The organism is Bradyrhizobium sp. USDA 4353 (genome assembly GCF_054063215.1).
The window spans coordinates 7,160,393-7,181,730 of the sequence record NZ_JBSSGB010000001.1 but is presented as its reverse complement, the minus strand read 5'-3'; the positions used below and the strand labels follow the sequence as shown (position 1 = coordinate 7,181,730).

Annotated in this window: 19 protein-coding genes and 1 pseudogene; 6 read left to right on the top strand and 14 right to left on the bottom strand. The window is 66.2% G+C overall.

What is annotated here, in order from left to right:
• Nucleotides 1-48: 48 nt before the first annotated feature.
• The gene (locus ACVILH_RS32310) at nucleotides 49-426 is read right to left on the bottom strand and encodes a GNAT family N-acetyltransferase (protein ID WP_456716510.1); all 378 of its coding nucleotides are present in this window, start codon (nucleotides 424-426) and stop codon (nucleotides 49-51) included.
• A 467-nt stretch (nucleotides 427-893) separates the two neighbouring features.
• Here ACVILH_RS32310 and ACVILH_RS32305 point away from each other — a divergent pair, with 467 nt between their 5' ends.
• The 3 genes from ACVILH_RS32305 (at nucleotide 894) to ACVILH_RS32295 (ending at nucleotide 3,520) form a co-directional block, all read left to right on the top strand.
• Nucleotides 894-1,274, top strand: a complete 381-nt coding sequence (locus ACVILH_RS32305; protein WP_456716509.1) for a hypothetical protein — start codon at nucleotides 894-896, stop codon at nucleotides 1,272-1,274.
• Nucleotides 1,275-1,690: 416 nt separating this feature from the next.
• On the top strand, nucleotides 1,691-3,238 hold the full coding sequence (gene amaB, locus ACVILH_RS32300; RefSeq protein ID WP_456716508.1) for an L-piperidine-6-carboxylate dehydrogenase: 1,548 nt from the start codon (nucleotides 1,691-1,693) through the stop codon (nucleotides 3,236-3,238).
• A gap of 72 nt (nucleotides 3,239-3,310) precedes the next feature.
• A complete protein-coding gene (locus ACVILH_RS32295; RefSeq protein ID WP_456716507.1) occupies nucleotides 3,311-3,520 on the top strand; it encodes a DUF3606 domain-containing protein in 210 nt (69 codons plus the stop codon).
• 5 nt (nucleotides 3,521-3,525) lie between these two features.
• Here ACVILH_RS32295 and ACVILH_RS32290 read toward each other — a convergent pair whose 3' ends face one another.
• From ACVILH_RS32290 to ACVILH_RS32280, 3 genes and pseudogenes are all read right to left on the bottom strand, one after another.
• The gene (locus ACVILH_RS32290) at nucleotides 3,526-3,774 is read right to left on the bottom strand and encodes a hypothetical protein (protein ID WP_456716506.1); all 249 of its coding nucleotides are present in this window, start codon (nucleotides 3,772-3,774) and stop codon (nucleotides 3,526-3,528) included.
• Between the two features lie 59 nt (nucleotides 3,775-3,833).
• The gene (locus ACVILH_RS32285) at nucleotides 3,834-4,019 is read right to left on the bottom strand and encodes a hypothetical protein (protein WP_456716505.1); all 186 of its coding nucleotides are present in this window, start codon (nucleotides 4,017-4,019) and stop codon (nucleotides 3,834-3,836) included.
• Between the two features lie 256 nt (nucleotides 4,020-4,275).
• Nucleotides 4,276-5,433: pseudogene (locus tag ACVILH_RS32280) on the bottom strand (helix-turn-helix domain-containing protein); the annotation flags it as partial.
• A gap of 266 nt (nucleotides 5,434-5,699) precedes the next feature.
• On the opposite strand from ACVILH_RS32280, the gene pncA reads away from it, so the two are divergent.
• Entirely contained in the window at nucleotides 5,700-6,323 is a 624-nt protein-coding gene (pncA, locus tag ACVILH_RS32275; RefSeq protein WP_456716504.1) for a bifunctional nicotinamidase/pyrazinamidase, read from the top strand.
• A 139-nt stretch (nucleotides 6,324-6,462) separates the two neighbouring features.
• Here pncA and ACVILH_RS32270 read toward each other — a convergent pair whose 3' ends face one another.
• The 10 genes from ACVILH_RS32270 to ACVILH_RS32225 all read right to left on the bottom strand — a co-directional run bounded on the left by ACVILH_RS32270 (nucleotide 6,463) and on the right by ACVILH_RS32225 (nucleotide 18,706).
• Nucleotides 6,463-8,016 carry a hydantoinase/oxoprolinase N-terminal domain-containing protein gene (locus ACVILH_RS32270; RefSeq protein WP_456716503.1) on the bottom strand — a complete coding sequence of 518 codons (1,554 nt, stop codon included), beginning with the start codon at nucleotides 8,014-8,016 and terminating at the stop codon, nucleotides 6,463-6,465.
• A 3-nt stretch (nucleotides 8,017-8,019) separates the two neighbouring features.
• A complete protein-coding gene (locus ACVILH_RS32265; protein ID WP_456716502.1) occupies nucleotides 8,020-9,120 on the bottom strand; it encodes a DUF917 domain-containing protein in 1,101 nt (366 codons plus the stop codon).
• Nucleotides 9,117-9,818, bottom strand: a complete 702-nt coding sequence (locus ACVILH_RS32260; protein ID WP_456716501.1) for an AroM family protein — start codon at nucleotides 9,816-9,818, stop codon at nucleotides 9,117-9,119. Before ACVILH_RS32260 ends, ACVILH_RS32265 begins: the two co-directional genes overlap by 4 nt.
• Nucleotides 9,819-9,831: 13 nt before the next feature.
• Nucleotides 9,832-10,920, bottom strand: coding sequence for an ABC transporter ATP-binding protein (locus ACVILH_RS32255; RefSeq protein ID WP_456716500.1), 1,089 nt, complete (start codon nucleotides 10,918-10,920; stop codon nucleotides 9,832-9,834).
• A complete protein-coding gene (locus tag ACVILH_RS32250) occupies nucleotides 10,917-11,981 on the bottom strand; it encodes an ABC transporter substrate-binding protein (protein ID WP_456716499.1) in 1,065 nt (354 codons plus the stop codon). The genes ACVILH_RS32255 and ACVILH_RS32250 overlap by 4 nt, the downstream gene beginning before the upstream one ends.
• A gap of 14 nt (nucleotides 11,982-11,995) precedes the next feature.
• A complete protein-coding gene (locus ACVILH_RS32245) occupies nucleotides 11,996-12,874 on the bottom strand; it encodes an ABC transporter permease (RefSeq protein WP_456716498.1) in 879 nt (292 codons plus the stop codon).
• Nucleotides 12,875-12,882: 8 nt separating this feature from the next.
• Entirely contained in the window at nucleotides 12,883-13,758 is an 876-nt protein-coding gene (locus ACVILH_RS32240; RefSeq protein WP_456716497.1) for an ABC transporter permease, read from the bottom strand.
• Entirely contained in the window at nucleotides 13,758-14,540 is a 783-nt protein-coding gene (locus tag ACVILH_RS32235; RefSeq protein ID WP_456716496.1) for an IclR family transcriptional regulator, read from the bottom strand. Before ACVILH_RS32235 ends, ACVILH_RS32240 begins: the two co-directional genes overlap by 1 nt.
• Nucleotides 14,541-14,690: 150 nt before the next feature.
• A complete protein-coding gene (locus ACVILH_RS32230; RefSeq protein ID WP_456716495.1) occupies nucleotides 14,691-18,224 on the bottom strand; it encodes a molybdopterin cofactor-binding domain-containing protein in 3,534 nt (1,177 codons plus the stop codon).
• Entirely contained in the window at nucleotides 18,224-18,706 is a 483-nt protein-coding gene (locus ACVILH_RS32225; RefSeq protein ID WP_456716494.1) for a (2Fe-2S)-binding protein, read from the bottom strand. Before ACVILH_RS32225 ends, ACVILH_RS32230 begins: the two co-directional genes overlap by 1 nt.
• A 285-nt stretch (nucleotides 18,707-18,991) precedes the next feature.
• Here ACVILH_RS32225 and ACVILH_RS32220 point away from each other — a divergent pair, with 285 nt between their 5' ends.
• Together ACVILH_RS32220 and ACVILH_RS32215 are read left to right on the top strand one after the other, a co-directional pair.
• On the top strand, nucleotides 18,992-20,443 hold the full coding sequence (locus ACVILH_RS32220) for a 6-hydroxynicotinate reductase (protein WP_456716493.1): 1,452 nt from the start codon (nucleotides 18,992-18,994) through the stop codon (nucleotides 20,441-20,443).
• The gene (locus ACVILH_RS32215; RefSeq protein ID WP_456716492.1) at nucleotides 20,440-21,327 is read left to right on the top strand and encodes a UPF0280 family protein; all 888 of its coding nucleotides are present in this window, start codon (nucleotides 20,440-20,442) and stop codon (nucleotides 21,325-21,327) included. Before ACVILH_RS32220 ends, ACVILH_RS32215 begins: the two co-directional genes overlap by 4 nt.
• Nucleotides 21,328-21,338: the final 11 nt, after the last annotated feature.

Here is a 21,338-nt window from a genome sequence, read left to right as displayed (position 1 = left end):
CATGCCGCAGGCGTCCGCCGATGGCAGACGCCTGCAGGCACAAGTTGCTCAATCGGCCAGGCGGAGGGTCAAGAACTGGTTGTGCGGGCTGGCCTGATAGCTGGCGAACGGCTCGCAGGAGACGAAGCCGACGCTGCGGTACAGTGCGACGGCAGGGGCATGCAGCTCCGCAGTCCCGGTCTCCAGGCTGAGTCTTGCATATTTCCGCTTGCGAGCTTCGGCGACGATATGCTGCAGAAGCGCGCGACCGACGCCGGTGCGCCGTGCAGCGGGGGCAGCGCGCATCGATTTCACTTCGCCATGTGCTTCATCGAGCTGCTTCAGCGCACCAAATCCAAGCAGTGTCTGGCCCTGCCAGGCTGTCCAGAACGTCACGCTTGCTGCCGAAAGGCCGCTGGCATCGAGCGCTTGCGCATGCTCGCCCATGACGCTCTGCAGTTCTGCCAGGTGATGTGCCAACAGGGGAGCAACATACGGCGCCGTGGGATCGTCTTGTCTAATATCCACCGTGGACCTCTGTAGTTATCGAGGACCGCGTTCTAGCACGACACGTCGGCAGGCGCGCGCGATTTGTCGTTATCGAGGGGTGGCGTTATTGACAGCGCGTTTGCTGGAGCGGGTTGTCCCTCGCCGCTCGTGGCGCCGAAGGCTGCAGCCTGTCATGAATGTCTGATCGAAGATTGTGCAAGCCGCGGCTTGGATTCCGTTCATGGCGTCGAACGGCCGGGGTGCAGTCATTCGCGTTCGTCCCACAGCTCTCGGTACGAATTTGGAAGACGCAGCTCTGCCGCACGTGGTGATACGCAGGTGGCTGAGCCGGTGAGGCTCGTGTTGCGATCGTCGCGACGTTCATGGCCTGCATGGTTGCGAACTTGTCGGGCGGACATCGCAGGATGGACACGCGAACGACGGGCAAGGACATGGCCGATTTCCTGATCATGGCAGGGGCATCGGACTGCAAGCCTAGCGGGTGGTGGCCAAGGCGGCAAATGGCGGCGATCATGAAGATTTCGCTTTCGCTTTTCCAGAAAATGTGCTCTACTGCCTCCATCCTGCTTCGCCACGAGGGGCGTATCGCGATCGTCACGACATGTGAGGCGGGGAGGCGATGGCCGCTGGCTTGCCGCAGCGCATATCCGTGCGCGGACGAACGGCAGTTGGCGGACGCGAAGTCGTGTGGTCCTGGCGCCGCGACGCTGGCGCCAAGCTGTCGGGCGATGATCCCGACGGCGACGGTGGCTAAAGAGCCGTACACCGAGGAGATCACGATATAAGCGTGAAGACCATCGCGCAGGGAATGCCGGAGTTCGGCTGAACCTGTGGTGACTGCCGCCTGCTTTTTTGCTGCAGGCGGGCCATGGGTTGCGGCCAGCGCCCGGCATTCCCTGCGCCCTCGTGATCCTCCGAGGGGCTGTCGATCTGCATCCCCCGGGCGCATGGCGTCGCGGGATCACACTGCCGCGTCCGAAAGCTCGACCGACACGGCAGAGCGAGCATTCGGCGCCAAGCGCCGCTTCCGATCAAGGCCAGGAGACCCGATCGCCATCCGAAAGGCGGGCAGCCGGTGGCCGATTGCCCAGCGCCGGGTGCTCGCGCCGCGGCCGGATTTGATCTACACGGAGGCGTTCACGATGGACCGTTCATGACGTCTCGCGCGCACCGGCGCTGAAGGACAAATCCGGAGTTGCATATGTCCAGCCAAGCCTCGCCTCTCACCCTCGCTGCGGAAACGACCGGGATCCTGACCTCGCTCGGCGTTGCGCCGGAGCGACTGCGCGGCGGGACGCGTGCCGCGCGCTCTCCGATCACCGGCGAGGTGCTGGCGCAAGTCCATGACGACGCCAGCGCGGACGCGACCGCCGTGATCGCCCGCGCCCATGCCGCCTTCTTGCAGTGGCGGCTGTTGCCGGCGCCGAAGCGCGGCGAGCTGGTGCGGCTGCTCGGTGAGGAGCTGCGCGCCAACAAGGCGGCGCTCGGCCGGCTGGTGTCGATCGAGGCCGGCAAGATCGTCTCCGAGGGCCTCGGCGAGGTCCAGGAGATGATCGACATCTGTGATTTCGCCGTCGGCCTGTCGCGTCAGCTCTATGGCCTGACGATCGCGACCGAGCGTGCCGAGCACCGCATGATGGAGACCTGGCATCCCCTCGGTGTGACCGGCGTCATCTCGGCGTTCAATTTTCCGGTCGCGGTCTGGGCCTGGAACGCTGCGATCGCGCTGGTGTGCGGCAACAGCGTCGTCTGGAAGCCGTCGGAGAAGACGCCGCTGACGGCGCTCGCGACCGACGCGCTGCTGGCGCGGGCCATCGCCCGCTTCCGCCGCGAGGGCGGTGAGGCGCCGGAGGGACTTTCCGGGCTGCTGCTCGGCGGCCGGGCCGTCGGCGAGATGCTGGTCGACGATGCACGCGTGCCGCTGGTGTCGGCGACGGGCTCGACCGCGATGGGCCGCGTCGTCGGCGCCTGCCTCGCCGGCCGTTTTGCCCGCGCCATCCTCGAGCTCGGCGGCAACAATGCTGCGATCGTGACGCCCACGGCCGATCTCGATCTCACCCTGCGCGCGGTCGCTTTTGCGGCCATGGGCACCGCCGGCCAGCGCTGCACCAGCCTGCGCCGGCTGTTCGTGCACGCCGACGTCTATGAGCAGTTGGTGCCGCGGCTGAAGCAGGCTTACGCGTCGGTTGCGATCGGCAATCCGCTGGAGCAGGGCACCTTGATCGGCCCGCTGATCGATCGTGGCGCCTATGATGCCATGCAGGATGCCCTGAGCGCCGCGAAGGATCACGGCGGCCGTGTTTTCGGCGGCGAGCGCATCAGCGTCGGCGGTCTCGACGAGGCCTATTACGTGCGGCCGGCGCTGGTCGAGATCGCCACGCAAGCGGGGCCGGTCGAGCGCGAGACCTTCGCGCCCATTCTCTACGTGATGCCGTATCGCGACCTCGATGCCGCGATCGAGCTGCACAACGCGGTGCCGCAGGGCCTGTCCTCGTCGATCTTCACCAACGATCTGCGCGAGGCCGAGCTGTTCGTCTCATCGCGCGGCTCGGATTGCGGCATCGCCAACGTCAATATCGGGCCGTCCGGCGCCGAGATCGGCGGTGCGTTCGGCGGCGAGAAGGAGACCGGCGGCGGCCGCGAGTCAGGCTCGGATTCGTGGAAGGCCTATATGCGCCGCGCCACCAACACCGTGAACTACGGACGCAGCCTGCCGCTGGCGCAGGGCGTCAAGTTCGACCTGGGGTGATCGCTGCGATGTTTGCTGTCAGCGGAACTGCTTCGCCGCGTTGCGCGTTGCGCGCTGACAAGGAGATGCACCATGGCAGCAAAGAAGAAGACCTCGACCGCCAAGTCTGCGGAAAAATCGGCACGCGGACGCAAGCAGGATCGCGCCCGCGTCGCAAGCGGTCAGGACTACGAGGTGCGTTACGAGGCCAAGAAGACCGGTCGTTCGGCATCGGCCGTGAAGAAGGCGGTCAAGAAGGTCGGCAACAGCCGCAAGAAGGTCGAGCGCAAGCTCGCGCGTTAGGATCGTCAGTTCGGCTTCGGCCGCTGCGGCGGCCGGAGCGATCCCCTGGCCCAGCCGAGCGCCTTCGGCGAATGCAGCGGATCAGGCCCGTCGCAGACCGGACAGATCGGCTCACGCGGCCTGGCTGTCGCGCCGAGTCCGACATCCGCCTTTCCGTCCGAGATCGCATCGTGCTGCCGCTCACGGATTGCGAGCGGACGGCCGCAGGTCGGACAAGGCTTACGGATGAGCCATTGGGCAGGACGTTTCAGCACGACGACGTCTCCCGGTTGAATATTCAGGCTAGGACATCTTCGGGCCGTGGCGGAATCACTTATTTGAATCGCGGCAAATCTTCCGGTTCGTCTGGCGTCGGACAGTCGGGACAGCTGTCGCCGATCGCGCCGAGGACGTCCTCGATCGCAGCGAGCGCCTCAGAACTGAAGACGCCGCGCGGCGGATCGTCGCTGGCGGCGCGACGCGCGCGGGCAACGGCATGGGGATCGCCGCGCTCGCGCATCCAGCCATGCTCCTCGCATTCGCTGATCGCGCCGGCGTCGCGCAGGATGCTGATCGCCCAGCGTTCGAGATTTGGGCTCGCTTGGCGGCGCGGATGGACAGGTGGCATGAGCAACCGGGGACATAGGTGACAGATCTGACCGACGACATAGTTGACACAATTCTCGTTTTGTTCAGATCTTCAATTGTTGTGGTTTTTGCTGCGTTTGCCGCTGTGGACCCTGTGGGCAACGCGTAGCGTTGTCCACAAGTCCACGGCGCTTTCGCTTCGGCGGCCTGAGCAGGTGCTTCTTTGGATCGATGGTACCGAGCAGGACGGGTCCATAGCTCACAGTCCAGCCCGTCTCGGTTTCCAAGAGGCCGACCGGCTCACCCGCGAGCGCCTGGTTGATGTAGATCGTTTCGCCGCCCCACCTGATCTCGCCATTGTGGCGAACACGCCGGACATCCCTGTCCGCTTCGTATTCGGGTGAGCGCAGCACGCCATGATAGGCGCGCGGCGAGGGACGATAGCGCTCGGCTGGCGTTGCGTTGTCGAGAGCCTCGTGCGGCCGTTCTTCGTTGAAGATGCGCTGGAAGCTCTGAAAGCGCTTGATCTGCTCGCGCAACGTTCGGGCCGGCGGCTTCGCGGTGTCCTGCAACAACGTCAGGTGCATACGTTCGTGGCGGCCGTTCTGCTGCGGCTTGCCGGGCGTGATGCGCTCCGGTGTGACGCCGGCCTTGATCAGCTTCACCGATAGCCGCGACAACCCGCCCGCACCCTGTGATGCGAAGGGTGCGCCATTGTCCGATCGCATCCGCAGCGGCAGGCCAAATTCGCGGAATGCCGCATCCAGCACGGGCCAGACATGCTCACCGTCGGTACGCTGCAACGGCAGGCACCGCAGCAGACAGCGGCTCTCTGCGTCCGTCAGCGTGAGCGGTTCGCAACGGGTGCCATCCGCAGTCAGAAACCAGCCCTTGAAGTCGATGCACCAGACATCGTTGGCTTGCTCGCAATCGGCAAATGGAAAGCTCGAAGGAGGGCTGCGGCGACGAATCTTCCGCTTCACCGTGAGACCCTCGCGGTCAAACAGCGCTCCGATCGTGCTGGCCGCGGGCCATGTCGTGCTGGGCCGCTTCCGCTTGAGAAAGGCGCGTACCTTCGCTGGTCCCCAGGTCGGATGAGCCCGTCGGACTTCGAGGCAGAGCTCGGCGATCTTCCCCGAGATTGCTTGGGGGTGATGCAAAGGCGCTCGGGACCTGTCGAACAGACCCTCCAAACCCTCCTCCTGGTAGCGGTGCCACCACTTGTAGCCCTGCTGCCGGCTGATCCCGAACTCCCGACAGAGTGCCGCAAACGACTTCTCTCCCGCTTCAACTGCCAACACAAAACGCATCCGTTCGTCCACAGCGCAGGTTTCCTTCCAGCCCATCGGCAAGTCCTCCTGCCGATCACCTCAACCTGTCACCCATGTCGTCGGTTTGTTCTGTCACCTATGTAGCCGGTTTGGACCGGCATCGGCTCTCTCCAGCCATGGAGAATCCATGAATCCTCCGGCGTTTCCAGGCTCCGCCTGCAGGGCAGGGATTCCAAAATGGAAGGGCTGGGTTCTGTCAGAGGGGGCGGCGCTTGCGGCTTGAGATTACCGCGGGCCGGGGCCATCCTGGGCGGAGCTTTGTGACAGGGGTACAAACAGGGATGCAGATCAAGACCAACGAGGATGTGCTCCTCATCATCGATGTGCAGAACGATTTTTGTCCGGGCGGCGCGCTCGCGGTCGCCGACGGCGACGCCGTGGTGCCAGTGATCAACCGGCTGAGCGCGATGTTCGATCATATCGTGCTGACCCAGGACTGGCATCCGGCGGGACACAGCTCGTTCGCCTCCAGCCATCCCGGCAAGGCGCCGTTCGAGAGCGTCACGATGCCCTATGGGCCGCAGACCCTGTGGCCGGATCACTGCATCCAGGGCACGCCGGGCGCGGCGTTTCATCCAGGGCTTTCGACCGACAAGGCGCAGATGATCATCCGCAAGGGGTTTCGCGGCAGCATCGATTCCTATTCGGCATTCTTCGAGAACGACAAGACCACGCCGACCGGGCTCGCCGGCTATTTGCGCGAGCGCGGCTTGAAGCGGGTTTTTCTGACAGGGCTCGCGACCGATTTCTGCGTGCACTATTCGGCCGTCGATGCGCGCCGGCTCGGCTTCGAGGCGATCGTGATCGACAGCGCCTGCCGCGGCATCGACCTCGGCGGCTCGATGGCCGCCGCCAAGGCCGAAGGCGCGGAGGCGGGCGTGATCAGGGTCGCGGAGCTTGTGTGAGGTCGGATCGTGAGGCTTGACCCGGTGAGCGTGTTCGACGACCACCTCTCCCGAAGGGAGAGGTCGGATCGCATCGCAAGATGCGATCCGGGTGAGGGGTTCAGGTGCTCATGAAGAGCAGAACACCGATGCGACCCAACTACGCCGCGGCGCCGATGCTGGGCTCGGCGATGGCGCCGGCGACACGGACGCGGACGCGGAGCGCGTTGCCGGGGAGGTAGGCGATCGGCATGTCCTCGACGTCCACCGTCTTGAGCGTGCCGCGCTCGGCGCCGGCCTGCACCGCGCGGTCCTCGGCGATGCCGCGGGCCGCCGCAATGGCCTCGTCGCGGGTCAGGTCGCGGAACACCTGGTCGGCCTCGCCTGAGACTTGGGCGATGGCCGCGCCGACCGCGTTGGCGCAATCGCCATGCGGCACGCGAACGATGTTCGAAATGCCGGCGAGCCGCTCCGGCACCAGGAAGGCGCCGCCGCCAACCGCGAGCAGCGGCACGTCGCCGGCCTCGGTCTTCATGCGGTCGATGTCGCCTTCGAGCTGGCGATGGGCATCGGCGAGCGCGGCGTCGATCAGGGCTTTCGGCAGATGCGCGACGCGCGCGCGGTCGCCGATGTCGATCAGCCCGGCGGCGACCGCGATGTCGGTCGCGGTGAGCTGGTCGCCGCCGAACACCAGCGCCTCGGATGTCAGCCGATATCCGACGCTGACCGGGCCGACGCTGATAGGCTCGCGCGCGACGTGGCTGCCGCCGCCGAGGCCGATCGAGAGCAGGTCGGGCATGCGGAACAAGGTGCGCACGCCGCCGACCTCGACCACGGCATTGGCCTCGCGCGGAAAGCCGTGGCGGAGCTGGCCGATGTCGGAGGTGGTGCCGCCGACATCGACGACCATGGCGTCGTCGAGGCCGGAGAGATACGCGGCGCCGCGCATCGAATTGGTGGCGCCGGAGGCGAAGCTCATGACCGGAAACGCGGTCGCGATCTCCGCCTGCATCACGGTGCCGTCGTTCTGCGTCAGGAACAGCGGCGCATCGATGCCGGAGTCCGCGATCGCCTTGCGGAAGGCAGCGACGGTGGTGACGGCGAGGTCGTGGAGGGCAGCGTTCAGCAGCGCGGCGTTCTCGCGCTCCAACAGGCCGATGCGGCCGAGGTCGTGCGACAGCGTGACCGCGACCTCAGGGCAGATCTCGGCGAAGATCTCCCGCGCCGTGATCTCGCAGCTCGGATCGAGCGGCGAGAACGACGAGGCGACCGCGACCGAGCGCAGACCCTTGTCCTTGATCGCGCGCGCGGCGGCCTTGAGGCCGTCGGTGTCGAGCGGCATGAAGGGACGACCGTCATAGTCATGGCCGCCCTCCAGCATGAACGTCTCGCCGCTGACGAGCTCGGCAAGATCCGCCGGCCAGTCGCAGAACGGCGGCAGCGAGGCGGAGGCGGGCATGCCGATCCTGATGGCGCCGATCTTGTGCAGATGCCGCCGCTGCACCACCGCATTGATGAAATGCGTGGTGCCAATCACGACCGCATCGACCGGCACGGCCGCTGCGGGATTGTCGCGCAGCGCCTTCAACGCCGCGAGAATGCCGGAGGTGACGTCGGCGGTGGTGGCGGCCTTGACGGAATGAACAACCTTGTCGTCGGCAATCAAGACGGCGTCGGTGTTGGTGCCACCGACGTCAATACCAATCCGCTTCATTCATTAGGCTCCAGCGATCGCAAACAGCGACCGGAAATCGAGGTCGTAACCGAAGGCGCGGGGGCCGACGAAATCGAGGCCGCGCGGGCTGGTCAGCACCGCGGGCGCGGGCAGGGCAATCACGGTGACGCGCTGGCCGTAGCGCACGGTCTCGGTGCCGATGCCGTGACCGTTGACGCTGTCGAGCACGCAGATCAGGTCGGGCGACATCGCGATCGCCTGATCATCGCGCCAGGCCACGATCCACTCGTTCTGGAACGACAGCTTGAGCTGCGTGCCGCGATCGGCGTCGCTGCCCTCGATGACGGCAGAGCCGCGGAGGAAACCCTCGGTGGTGCGGCGCTCGACATCGACGATCTTGCCGGTGAACAGGCGCTGGCCGCCCTCGCAATCCAGGATCGCCGCGATCGGATCCTGGTGGTTCTTGTTGGCGGCGTTCACGGCGCGGCCGATCGCGATCGCCTTCGTCGTCGTGAAATGGATGCCCCAGTCCTTGACCTCGCGCCCGGTGCGCGGCGCCTTGCTGGTCGAGGCGATCGAGCCCATCTCGACGCAGATCTTGCGGCTGGCGCGCTCCATCCACTTCCACGACGGCACCTTAGTCACGACGGCCTCGATGCCGCGCGGATCATACAGCGTGCACGGATACGGTTTGAGGTCGCCGATCGCCACCGACGTCATCTGCGCCTCGGGAAAGGCGCGACCCATGCAGTCGGCGTCGACGACAGGGATGTTCAGATGCGCAGCCGCCATCAGCGCCTGCATGCCGTTGCCGCCGCCGATCTCGACCGACATCACGGCGCGAAACTTGATGTTGTTGATCTCTTCCTGCATCCGCACCGCGCGCGCGATGCTGCGGCTGTCGGCGAGGCGCTCCTGGCCGACCAGCGGCGCGCCCATGTTGGAGACCACCGCGACCCAGTCGTCGTCGCCGAGATCGAGCGGCGACATCAACTGCACGCGATGCCCTTCCGCATACAAACGACGCAGATTGAGCAGGCCGAGATAGGGACTGCCGCCGCCGCCGGTGCCGAGAATCCAGGCGCCGACCGCCAGCGCCTCGATGTCGTCGAGGCTGATCGTCTTCATCTCGATTTCGCTCACGACACCAGCTCCTCGACCACGCGCGCGGCCGCTGCGATCGACAGGATCACGGGGCCCGGATAATGCCGACGCACGCGGGCCTTGTTAGCGCTGGAATAGCTCATGCAGTCGAGCACGACGAGGTCGGGCTGCTGGGCCGCCATCTCGCGCGCCGCGGCGTCGACGGCGGCGTCATCCGAGCCCGGCTGCAGCGTGACACCGACGACCTCGACGCCCTCACGCTGCCACTTCCCGGCGATCAGGGCGGTCTGCTCCTGCAGCGGCGAGAACACGCCGAGCCGGCCCTTCGGCAGCACAGCCTCGACCATCTTGTGCAGAACGGCCGACGGCAGGACGACGAGGCCTTCGGGCGCGAGGTTGGGAAACTTGCCGGTGCAGGCGAGCATCGCGACGTCGATGCCTTCTTGTCGAAACCTTGCGAGCTGCGCATTGGCGCGGGCTTCAACGGCCTTCTTGCTGAGCCGCACATCGTCGCCGTTCGGCAGCAAGGTGAACAGCGCGTCGGCGCCATCGACCGGCGGAATCGCATCAATCTCGGCCCGGCTCATGCCGTCGAGCGCGCCGCGCAGCTCGATCATGATGCCGTGCGACAGCACCGCGGCGATCTCGGCCTGCATTGTCGGGCGCGGGCTCTGTCCAATGACGACGACGCCCATGCGCCGTGGCGTGACGTGGTCTGGGGGCGGGGCTGAAAGCATGACGTTCAAAATATCAATCCTCGAGAATGACGAGATCGGCCGGCCGCCAGCCGAGCGCGACGGCCTGGCCTGGCCTATGGAGAGGGACGGCTCCGGAATTCGGCTGCTGCGCCAGCACGCGCTGGCCGCCGTCGAGCACGATGCGGTAGAGCACGGCGCCGCCGAGGAAGTTGGTGCTCTCGACCGTACCGCGCGCCGACGTGCCGCTGTTTCTGCTCTCCGGCTGATCGGCTGCCGCGATGGTGATCTTTTCGGGGCGCAGGGCGACCGAGACAACTTCGCCTTCCGCAGCGGCGACCGGCCGGGGCAGCGCCAGCGCGAGACTGTTGCCGACCGCGATGCCTGCGCCATGGTCCATGGTCACGCGCTGGCCGCGGAAGATGTTGGTATCGCCGATGAAGTCGGCGACGAAGCGCGTCCGCGGCTGGTCGTAGATCTCAACGGGCGTGCCGATCTGCTCGACGCGGCCGGCATTCATCACCGCGATGCGGTCGGACATCGCCAGCGCTTCTTCCTGGTCGTGAGTGACGAAGACCAGCGTGACGCCGAGGTTCTTCTGCAATTGCTTCAGTTCGAACTGCATCTGCTGCCGCAGCTTCTTGTCGAGCGCGCCGAGCGGCTCGTCGCACAAGAGAACGCGCGGCGAGATGACGATGGCGCGGGCGAGCGCGACGCGCTGCTGCTGGCCGCCAGAGAGCTGCGCCGGCCGGCGATCCTCCATCCCAGACAGCTCGACCATCGCCAGCGCCGCCTTCACCTTGGCGGCGATCGTGGCCTTGTCGACCTTGCGCATGCGCAGGCCGAAGGCGACGTTCTCGGCCACCGTCCGGTGGGGAAACAGCGCGTAGTTCTGGAACACCATGGCCATGTCGCGCTTGTGCGCGGGCACATGGGTGATATCGGCACCGTCGAGACGGATCTCGCCGGTGCTCGGGCTGTCGAAGCCCGCGATCATGCGCAATGTCGTGGTCTTGCCGCAGCCGGAGGGACCCAGCAGCGAGAAGAACTCGCCCGGCCGGATGTCCATGGCCACAGCGTCGACGGCGCGCACGCCGCCGTCATAGATCTTGCTGACCGAGGCGATCTCGATGGCAGCGCTCATGCGCGGAAAATCCGGTTCACCCGGCTGTCGATCTCGTCCTTCTGCGCGTTGTACCACTTCCAGTCGACCTGGATCAGCTTGCTGACTTTCTCCGGCGTGGTCAGAAGCTTGACGTCATACTTGGCGTCGAGCTTCACCTTCTTGTTCGCCGGCGAATACCACACGGTCTCGGCGAGGCGCTTTTGAACCTCGGGCCGCAGCATGTAGTTGATGTAGGCATTGGCGAGCTCCTTCATCTTGCTGCCGGGCGTGATGCTGAGCACCTGCTCCAGCGACAGCACGCCCTCGCTCGGCGTGATGAAATCGATCGGCTGGTTCTGGCCGTCGTAGCGATAGATGCCGGAGTCGTGGATGACGCCCAGTCCGACCTCGCCGGACAGGAACAGCTTCTCCATCGCGCCGGTGAAATCGACGAGCTTGATCGGCTTCAGCTTCTCAAGTGCCGCATAGGCGGCGTCGAGATCGGTCTGGCCCTTGCCGAAGAGCGTGCCGCACATCATCAGGAAGGCCTGGCCGAGGCTGTTGACCGGGATGACGTAGCCCCCGCGCATGCCGTTGTACTTCGCGTCCCACAGCTCCTTCCAGGAGGAGATGTTGGAATAGCCCTTGTCGGTGCGCATCCCCAGGCCGATCGCGCTGGTGAAGATGCAGACGCCGACGATCTTGTCGCTGACGGCGTAGGGATAGACGTCCGCCATGTTGGGCACGAGCTTCGGATCGACCTTGGGCTCGACGAGGCCCATCTCCACGGCCGCCCACTGCTCGTTGGAGTTGGTGTGCAGCACGTCGTAGATCGGCGCCGAGCGCGAGCTCGCCTGCAGCTTCGGCAGGAACGGCAGCGCGGTGTCGGTCTTGAGCTTGCACTTGAACTCGGCCTCGAAGGCCGGGCCGATTTCGGCCTTCATCACGTCGCCCCATTTGCCGCCCCAGCCGGTGATGTTCAGCACCGGCTCCTCGGCGCTCGCGACATAGGGCGCCGCGATAACGCCGGCACTGAGCGAGGCCGCCGCGGTCAGCAGGCGCCGGCGGCTCAGGGGGAAGCGACGCGATGAGGCGGTCATGCCAGAAATCTCCGTTAGAGTTTGACGGTGGAGCGCAGGCCCACGGTGCGGTCGAGCGCGATGACGACGATGAAGGAGAGCAGGATCGAGACGACCGAGGCGGCGCCGATGGTGCCGTCGAGATCGAATTTGAGGTAGTTGAACAGCGTGATCGGCAGGGTCTCGCTGCCGGGCGCGACCAGGAACAGCGAGACCGGAAACTGGTCGAACGAGACGATGAAGGCGAAGATCCCGCCGGCCATCACGCCGGGCTTGACCAGAGGCAGCGTCACTTCGAAGAACGTCCTGGTCGGGCTGGCGCCGAGGTTCTGCGCGGCTTCCTCCAATCGCACGTCGAAATGATGCAACACGGCGAGCGTGGTGCGGACGACGTAGGGGATCGTCACCAGCGTGTGCCCGGCGACGAGGCCCCAGACGGGACGGCCGACATCGAGCAGCACGTAGGACTGGAACAAAGCGAGGCCGGTGAGGATCGCCGGCAGCATCAAGGGCGACAGCATGGTCGCGACGATCAGCCGCGAGCCGGGCAGGTTGCCACGGGCAATGGCGAGCGCCGCGGACGCGCCGAGCACGGTGGCCGCCACCGTCGTCATCGCCGCGACCTCGAGGCTGAACAGCAGCGCGTGCATGAAGTCGCGCGAGGCGAAGAACTTCTCGAACCAGCGCAGCGAGACGCCGACCGGCGGAAACTGGATGAACGGCGTGGGGTTGAGAGCGAACACGATCACGATCGCGATCGGCGCCAGCAGGAAGATCAGGACCGCGATGTTCGCCGCCAGATACAATCGGCGTCCCCATCGCCGCGACGTCGCTGGGCTGCGCTGGGCGGACGCTGCCGCAAGCTCGATCGGACGAGCCAGCGGTGTTTGCTGCGGGGAAACGAGACCCGTCATCGCCCGCCTCACTGCAGCTCGCGCTGGCCGGAGACGAGGCCGAGCACGTGATTATAGGCGATGACCAGCGAAAGCGAGATCACGAGAAGCACCATGCCGAGCGCCGCCGCGAAGCCGACGTTGAAGTTCGCCGAGATCTGCTGGTAGATCAGGATCGGCAGGGTCATGATCTGGAAGCCGCCGAGCAGGATCGGCGTGACATAGGCGCTGATCGCGAGCGCAAACACCAAGAGCGAGCCGGCGAGGATGCCGGGCAGGCTGAGCGGCAGGGTGACTTCGAGGAAGGCGCGCCAGGGGCTCGCGCCGAGATTTTCGGCCGCCTGCTCCAGCCGCTCGTCGATGCGGCCGATCACGCCCGTCAGGGTCAGCACCATGAAGGGCACGTAGATGTGGACGAGGCCAATGACGATGCCGGTCTCGTTGTACATCAGCTGCAAGGGCTTTGTGATCAGCCCGAGCGACGTCAGCGTCTGGTTGATCACGCCCTTGTCGGACAAGAGCGTCATCCAGGCGAAGGTGCGCACGACGATGCCGGTCAGCATCGGCGCCAGCACCGCCATCAGCAGCAAGGCATGGCCGGTGCGGCTCTTGATCCGCGCCATCCAATGCGCCAGCGGATAGCCGATCGCGAGCGCGACCAGCGTCGTCCACAGGCCGATCCGGAGCGTGGTCCAGATCACCTCGAGATAGTAGCTGTCGTTGCCCATGCGGGCATAATGCTTGGTGGTGAAGCCGACATTCGGCATGACGACGGGATTTCCCGTCAGCACGCTCATGACAGCCATCAGGCCGATCGGCAGGAAGAAGAACAACGCGAACAGCAGCGCGCTTGGCAGGATCAACAGCCCAAGGCTGTTGACGCGCGGCGCACTGGTCGTCGGCATCAGGAAGCCAGCCCGGCCAACTGCTCGATGGTCTGGCCCAGCGGGTCGCCGGTCATGCGCCGCAGCTTCGTGGCCATTGCGTTGAGCTCGCGGCGGACATTGGCGCGCTCGATCTCGGTCGTGGCCTGCACCGAATAGGAGACGGCGATGCCGATCAGCTCGCCGCTCTCGCCGCTCGACAGCGCAAAGCCCTGCGAGCCCACGCCTTCGATGGCCTCATCGGCGGCGTCCGAGATGCCGGTGCGCCGGATCTCGTTGAGGCGCGCCATCAGCTCATTGAAGTTCTGCGGCGAGTTGGCCGGGACCTTGGGATAGTCGAGCGGCACGCGCGCGCGGATCTCTTGATCCGACAGGCGCGCCAGCATGGCGCGGCCATTGGAGGTGACGATCGCGGGCGTGCGCTGGCCCGGCGGGTTGACGACGCGCAGCGGGTTGGAGCCGGGCACGATGCGCAGCACGACCTGCTGATAGCCGTCGAGCACCGCGATGTAGCCGGTGTGGCCGGTGCGCGCGCAAACGTCGCGCAGCTCGCGCTCGGCGATGGCGAGCAGGTCGTCGTGGGCGCGGTGCAGGCGGCCGAGCTCGAAGGTGAGCAGGCCGGGCCGATAGCGGCGGGAATGCGGGTCCTGCTCGAGCAAGCCGCAGTCGCGCAGCGAGCGGAGCAGGCGTGAAGTCGAGCTCTTCGGCTTCCCGGTCAGGACCTGTACGTCGGCGAAGGAAAGGTCGGGCCGCGTCGTCGAAAAGCAGCGAAGGATGTCGATGGCGTTGGTCAGGGCGCTCATGATGATACCGTTAGTTCCATATTTCGGAACGTAGTGCCAAATTCTAGAAGCGGCAGGGCGTCTGCCGCAAGGCGAAATTAGGAGCAGAACGCTGCCCGAATGCGCGTCAGGGTGGTGGTCTTGGCGCCAGCGGCGATGGCATCGTCGGTCTCAATGCGGCGTGGCCGACCGGATGCGACTGACGGCAGCATCCACAGCGGTCCAGGCTGGCTTGTCCGGGGCGAACTGCCCGCGGAGATAGGAGACGAGCTCGGCGAGCTGGGCGTCGCTGAGATGGTCCTTGAACGCTGGCATGTAGCCGAGGTCGGACGATGCCGGCTTCATGATGCCGTGCAGGATCACCTGGATCAGATTGTCGGGCGTGGCGCTGTGCAGGTTGCTGTTGAGCGCGAGCGAAGGCCGGCTGCCGAACAGCGGCAGTCCGCCGACCTCATGACAGACGGCGCAGGCGCCGAGATAGAGCCGTGCGGCCGGGGAGGACGCGGAGGTGACCTTGGTGCGCGCTTCTAGCTCTGAGGCAAGCGTTTCCAACTTCGCAGGTTCAGGCGCTGCCCGCTGGAAGGAGGCCAGATAGATTGCCATCGCGCGAATATCAGCGTCGGGCAGCTTGGCGAGATCCTTGACGATCGGCGCCATTGGACCGGCGGCTACGCCGTAGAAGCGCGACTGGCCGGTGCGGAGATAAGTGGCGAGCTCGTCCTCGGTCCATGGGATCGGCGATGACGATAGCGCCGTCAGCGCCGGCGCCTCCCAGCCGTCGGCGAAGCCGCCGGCGAGATAAGCATTGCGTTGCTCGGCGCCGAGCGTGTTGCGCGGCGAGTGGCAGGCGCTGCAATGGCCGAGGCTTTCGACGAGATAGTAGCCGCGATTCCACTGCTCTGATCGGGTGGGATCAGGCTTGAAGGCTTCAGTGCTGTGAAACAGCGCAGTCCAGCCGGCGACCAGCGGCCGCAGGTTGAACGGAAAGCGTAGCTGATTGTCTGCCGCGTGCTGCCGCACTGGCTGCTGCGCCATCAGATAAGCGTAGAGCGCCTGCAGATCGGCATCGCTGGTCCGCGCGAAATGCGTGTAGGGAAACGCGGGATAGAGCTGTCGGCCATCGCGGTGCACGCCGTCGCGCATCGCGCGCTCGAAGGCGGGATAGGACCACGCGCCGATGCCGGTCTCGACGTCCGGCGTGATGTTGGTGCTGAAGATGGTGCCGAACGGCGTCTCCAGCGGGCGGCCGCCGGCGTTGATCAAGCCGCCATCCGAGGTGTGGCAGACGGCGCAATTGCCGAGCGCAGCAAGCGCCTCGCCGCGCGCAATGGTCGCCGCTGAGTAGACCGAGGGATCGGGACGCGTGATCGGCGCGATGGCGCGCCAGGGCAGCACGGCCGTCGCCACCCCGATGGCCGCGGCGCAGGCCGCAACCGCGCTGGCGATCAGGCCGCCACGCTTCGCAAACGGTTTGAGCCACGTAGCCGCGGGCTTCTCTGGCGCAGGCAGCGGCTGCGGCTTTGCCGGCTCGACCTGGTCGCCGCGCAGGCCTCTCAGAATGCGTTCCGGCGTGAACGGCGGCTCGCGGAAGCGAACGCCGGTGGCGTCGTAGATCGCGTTGGCGATGGCGGCGGCGCTCGGCACCGAGGCCGACTCGCCGACGCCGAGCGGCGGCTGGTCCGGCCGCGGCAGCATCAGCACGTCGATCTTGGGTACGTCCGGGAAGGTGATGATCGGGTAGGCGCCCCATTCCCGTGCCGCCACCTTGCCGCGCGCGAATGGGACCTCTTCCATCAGCGCGCGGCTGGTCGACTGGATGACGTTGCCTTCGATCTGATGGCGCACGCCGTCCGGATTGATCATCAGGCCGGAGTCCTGGCCCGCGATCACGCGTGTGACGCTGATGTCACCGGTCGTGGTGTTGACGGCGACATCGGCGATCCACGCCGACCAGGCCGCGCCATAGCCGGGAAACTTGCTGTGGACGTAGAGTGCGTAGGCGAAGCCACGGCCGTGAACGACGCCATTCTCCGGCGTCTTCTCCTCTCGCACCGGACGCGGCGTCCAGCCGGCGCGTTCGGCAACGGCGTTGACGAGATCGCGCGCGCGTTCGTCCTTGAGATAGCGCAGCCGGTACTCGATCGGATCGACGCCTGCCTCGGCGGCGAGCTCGTCGATATAGGATTCGTGCGCAAAGGTGTTGGGCAGCGCCGAGACGCCGCGGATCCAGGACGCGCGTACGATCGGCGGCATGTCATGCGCGGTCACGCGCATGTGGTCGTAATCATAAGGCGGGATCGCCGTACGGTCGCCCATCTCGAACACGGCCGGCTCCGGCGCGATGCGGCCGGTGAGCAGCAGCGCCAGAGTCGGCGCGCCGTTCGAGGGATAGCGCGTGGCAAACTCGTAGGCCGCCACGGAGCCGTCGGCATTCAGGCCGCCATTGACGTCCATCAGCTGCGCGGTGCCCTTCGGCTCCCAGACATGCTCCTGCTCGCGCGTCAGCTGCACGCGCACCGGCCGACCAACGGCGTGCGACAGCAGCAGCGCGTCGGCGGTGACGTCGTCGGCACAGTTGCGGCCGTAGCAGCCGGCGGCCTCGAGCCGGATCAGCTCGATCTGGTGCTCGGGGCAGTCGATCAGCTTGGCGAGATCGGCGCGCAGGAGGTGCGGGTTCTGCGTGCCCGAATAGATTCGAATGTGGCCGTCGCGAACATCGGCGACCGCGCAGGAGGGACCGATCGAGCCGTGCATCTGATACGGCCAAAGATACGTCCGCCGCATCGGCGTCGCGGCGCCTTCGATGGCCGTGTCGACATCGCCCTTGTCGAGCAGCCGGCGTGGCTCGGATGGATTGGCCCGCAGCGCATTCTCGACATCGTCGAGATCGCGCAAGGTCGGCACGGGTTTCCAGTTCACCTGGAGCCGCTCGGCAGCACGGATCGCCTGCTCCTCGCGCTCGGCGACGACGCCGATGAAATCGCCGATCACGACGATGTCGACCAAGCCAGCGATATCGCGCACCGACTCCTTGTCGACGCCAATCAGGCTGGTGCCGATAAAGGGACCAGCATCGACGCCGACATAAGGTGGACGAATGACGCGGCCATGCAGCATGCCGGGAACGCGCACGTCATGGACGTAAGTCAGCTCGCCGGTCGCTTTCGCCGGCAGGTCGACGCGCGGCACTGAGCGGCCGACAACCTGATAGTTGTCGACGGATTTGACGGCGACATCGTCGGCCAATTCGAGGCGGATGGTGTCGTCGCCGATCAGCTCGCCGTAGCTGAGCACGCGATTGTTGGGACCGCGAACCAGGCCGTCCTCAACGGTCAGATCGTCGACGGCAAGTCCAAGCTGCGTCGCCGCGCGCGCCAACAGAAAGGCGCGCGCCTGCGCGGCTGCGTTACGCAGCGGCACCGCGGTGATCTGGATGGTCTCGCTGGCGATCGTTGCGCCCTGGTTGGGCACGACGGCGGTGTCGCCGAGGACCACGACGACACGCGCGAACGAGACGTCGAGCTCTTCTGCGACGATCTGTCCCAGGGCGGTGCGAATGCCGGTGCCGAGATCGACGTGCCCGTTGAAGGCCGAGACCTCGCCTGCCGCGGTGATTCTGATGAAGGTTTCGGACGGGCCGTCGGCGATGCGGCGCTCGACGGTCAGCATGCCGCGCAGATGATCGGCCGTGGCTCGCTCGGTCATCAGTCAAGCGCCTCGAGCGTGTGGCCGGCCGCGCGCATTGCTGCGCGGAGAATTTCGACATGGGCGCCGCAGCGGCAGAGATTGTAGCGCAGCGCCTGCTTGATCTCGTCGAGCGACGGATCCGGCTTGATCGCCAGCAGCGCCTTGGTCGTCATGATCATGCCGTTGAGACAATAGCCGCATTGCGCGGCCTGCTCGGCGATGAAGGCCTGCTGCACGGGATCGGGCGCTTCGCGCGAGCCGAGTCCTTCCAGTGTGGTCACACTGCGACCTGCGCAGCCTTCGATCGGAATCACGCAGGAGCGTGCGGCGCGGCCGTCGATCAGCACGGTGCAGGCGCCGCATTCGCCGAGGCCGCAGCCGTATTTCGGACCGTTCAGGGCGAGATCGTTGCGCAGCACATAAAGCAGCGGCGTGTCGGGCGCGGCGGCGACGTCATGCGTCTGTCCGTTCACGGTCAGCCGAATCGGTGCTGGCGTCATGCCCTTCTGTCGTCCGCTATGGTATCGTTAACGAGGATGCGATCGCGATCGCCGGGAGCCTATCGTTTGTGTACTAACATGCAAGTACCGCGTTTCGCATTGCAGCGTGTGCACGATTTGTCGTCATTGTGCAGGGCAAACTGATCGATTATCCGGCAAACCTGCTTTTCGCTCGCGGCGGCGCTTGACAGTCGGCGAAGCGGCGCGACATCATTCGTGTACGAACGAATTGCCGCGGCGTGCTGGCGACGGCCGCCGCCACGGCTTCAAGATGGGCTTCTCCGCATGGTGACTGAGACGGCGAGCGACGCTGCAGGGGACAAGATCCGCTGCGATGCCTGTCCGGTGATGTGCTACATCAAGCCGGGTGCGGCCGGCGCCTGCGATCGCTACGCCAATCAGGACGGCGTGCTGGTGCGCGTCGATCCGCACATCCTGCTGGAGCGCACGGTGTCGCATGGCGGCAAGCTGGTGCCGTTTCAGGCCAGCGGCGACTGGGACGGCAAGATCGTGCATCAGCCGGAGCTGTTCGTCACCGCGATCGGCGCCGGCACGACCTATCCGGACTACAAGCCGGCCCCGTTCATCGTGTCGTCGCAGGTCGAGGGCGTCGACATGGTCACCGTCGTGACAGAGGGCATCTTCAGCTATTGCGGCGTCAAGGTGAAGATCGACACTGACCGTTATCTCGGCCCCGAGGCTGCGACCGTGCGCGTCGATGGCGAGGCGGTCGGTCACGTCACGACCAGCGAATACGGCTCGCAGATGCTGTCGCTCGGCGGAGTGCATCACCTCACTGGCGGCTCGAAGAAGGAGGGGCGCGTCACCTGCGATGCGCTGATGGATCTCAGCAACCGCAAGGCGGTCGAGCTCACCATCGACGGCGGCGCCAGCGTGATCGTGCAGGCCGGGCAGCCGCCTGTCGTCAATGGCGTCAAGGAAGAGCGCATGCGCGTCGGCTGCGGCTCGGCGACGATCGGCATGTTCACCAAGCAGTGGCAGGGCAAGGTCGACGAGGTCGTCGTGGTCGACGACCACATCACCGGTGTGCTGTCTGAGCACCAGGCCGGCAAGCTGCTCGACATTCCCTCGACGGGGATCAAGATGAAGGGCCGGCGTTCGACGCCGGGCCGTTACTTCCAGGTGGCGCAGCCCGGTACAGGCTGGGGCGGTACCGACATCTCCGATCCGCTTTCCATTCTCGGGCCGTTCGACCCGAAGACGGCGAAGCCCGGCACGACATTGCTGATGGTGTCGACGACCGGCGAGCATGCCGGCTACTACGTCCTCGATGAATCGTTGAAGCCGGTGCAGCGCGAGATGCCGCCGGAGCTGCAGTTCTCGGTCGATCGCATCCAGGAGAATTGCGAGCCGGCGCTGTGCACCGTGCTTTTCATGGCCGGCGCCGGCGGCTCGCTGCGCGCGGGTGTCACCGATAATCCGGTGCGGCTGACGCGCTCGGTCAAGGATGCGCTGACGCGCGTCACCTCGGGCGGCGCGCCGGTCTATGTCTGGCCGGGCGGCGGCATCACCTACATGGTCGACGTAACGCAAATGCCCGCGGGAGCGTTCGGCTATGTGCCGACACCGGCGCTGGTGGCGCCAATCGAATTCACCATGAAGCTGTCGGACTATGAGGCGCTTGGCGGCCACATGGACTATGTCCAGCCGCTGGCGTCGCTCAAGGATGTCAGCAAGGATATCCGCCAACTGCCGTGGCCGGGGCAGGGCGTATGAGCCGTCAGCCCCAGATCGCGCTGTTGCCGGACCGGCGGCTGCATCTTCAGGATGGGCCGATCGATCTGATCATCGGCGCTGATGGTCCCGAGGCCGAGATCCGCGCCGCCTATCAGGGGGCCGCGGAGCGCTTCACGGGTTTGCTCGATGAGCTCTGTTCGGAACTGCGGGAGCTGCGCAAGGCCGCCGATCGGGATGTTTGTTCTCTGAGCGGTGTCGTCGCCCGTCGCATGCATGCAGCGGTGGCGCCGTTCACGGCCGAGATGTTCATCACGCCGATGGCGGCGGTCGCAGGTGCGGTGGCGGAAGAAATTCTTGGCGCGATGCTGCGCGCGGCGAAGCTGACGCGCGCCTATGTCAACAATGGCGGCGACATCGCGCTGCATCTGCGGGACGCCGCGACGTTCAGCGTCGGGCTCATGGATCGGCCGGACAGCGCCGGAACCATGCGCCGAATGACGTTGCGCGCCAATGATGAAATCGGTGGCGTTGCCACGTCCGGCCGTCATGGCCGCAGCTTTTCGCTCGGCATCGCCGATGCTGTCACGGTGCTGGCCAAGACCGCCGCGCAGGCAGACGCCGCGGCGACCGTCATCGGCAACGCGGTGGATCTGCCCGGCCATCCCGCCGTCATCCGCCGTCCGGCCTGCGAACTTCAGCCCGACAGCGATCTGGGTCAGCGGCTCGTCACGCGCGAGGTCGGCGACCTCAGCGATACTGATGTAGCGACGGCCCTGACGTCGGGCGAGTGCTCTGCGCGGGCCCTGCTGGCGGCGGGCCTGATCGAAGGCGCGGTCCTCCAGCTCGGCGGGGCCATCCGCGTCGTCGGTCCGCGCCCGATCGAAATCGTCAATCCGTCGCGGTTGCGGGCGGCGGCGGCGTGAGGTTTGATCCA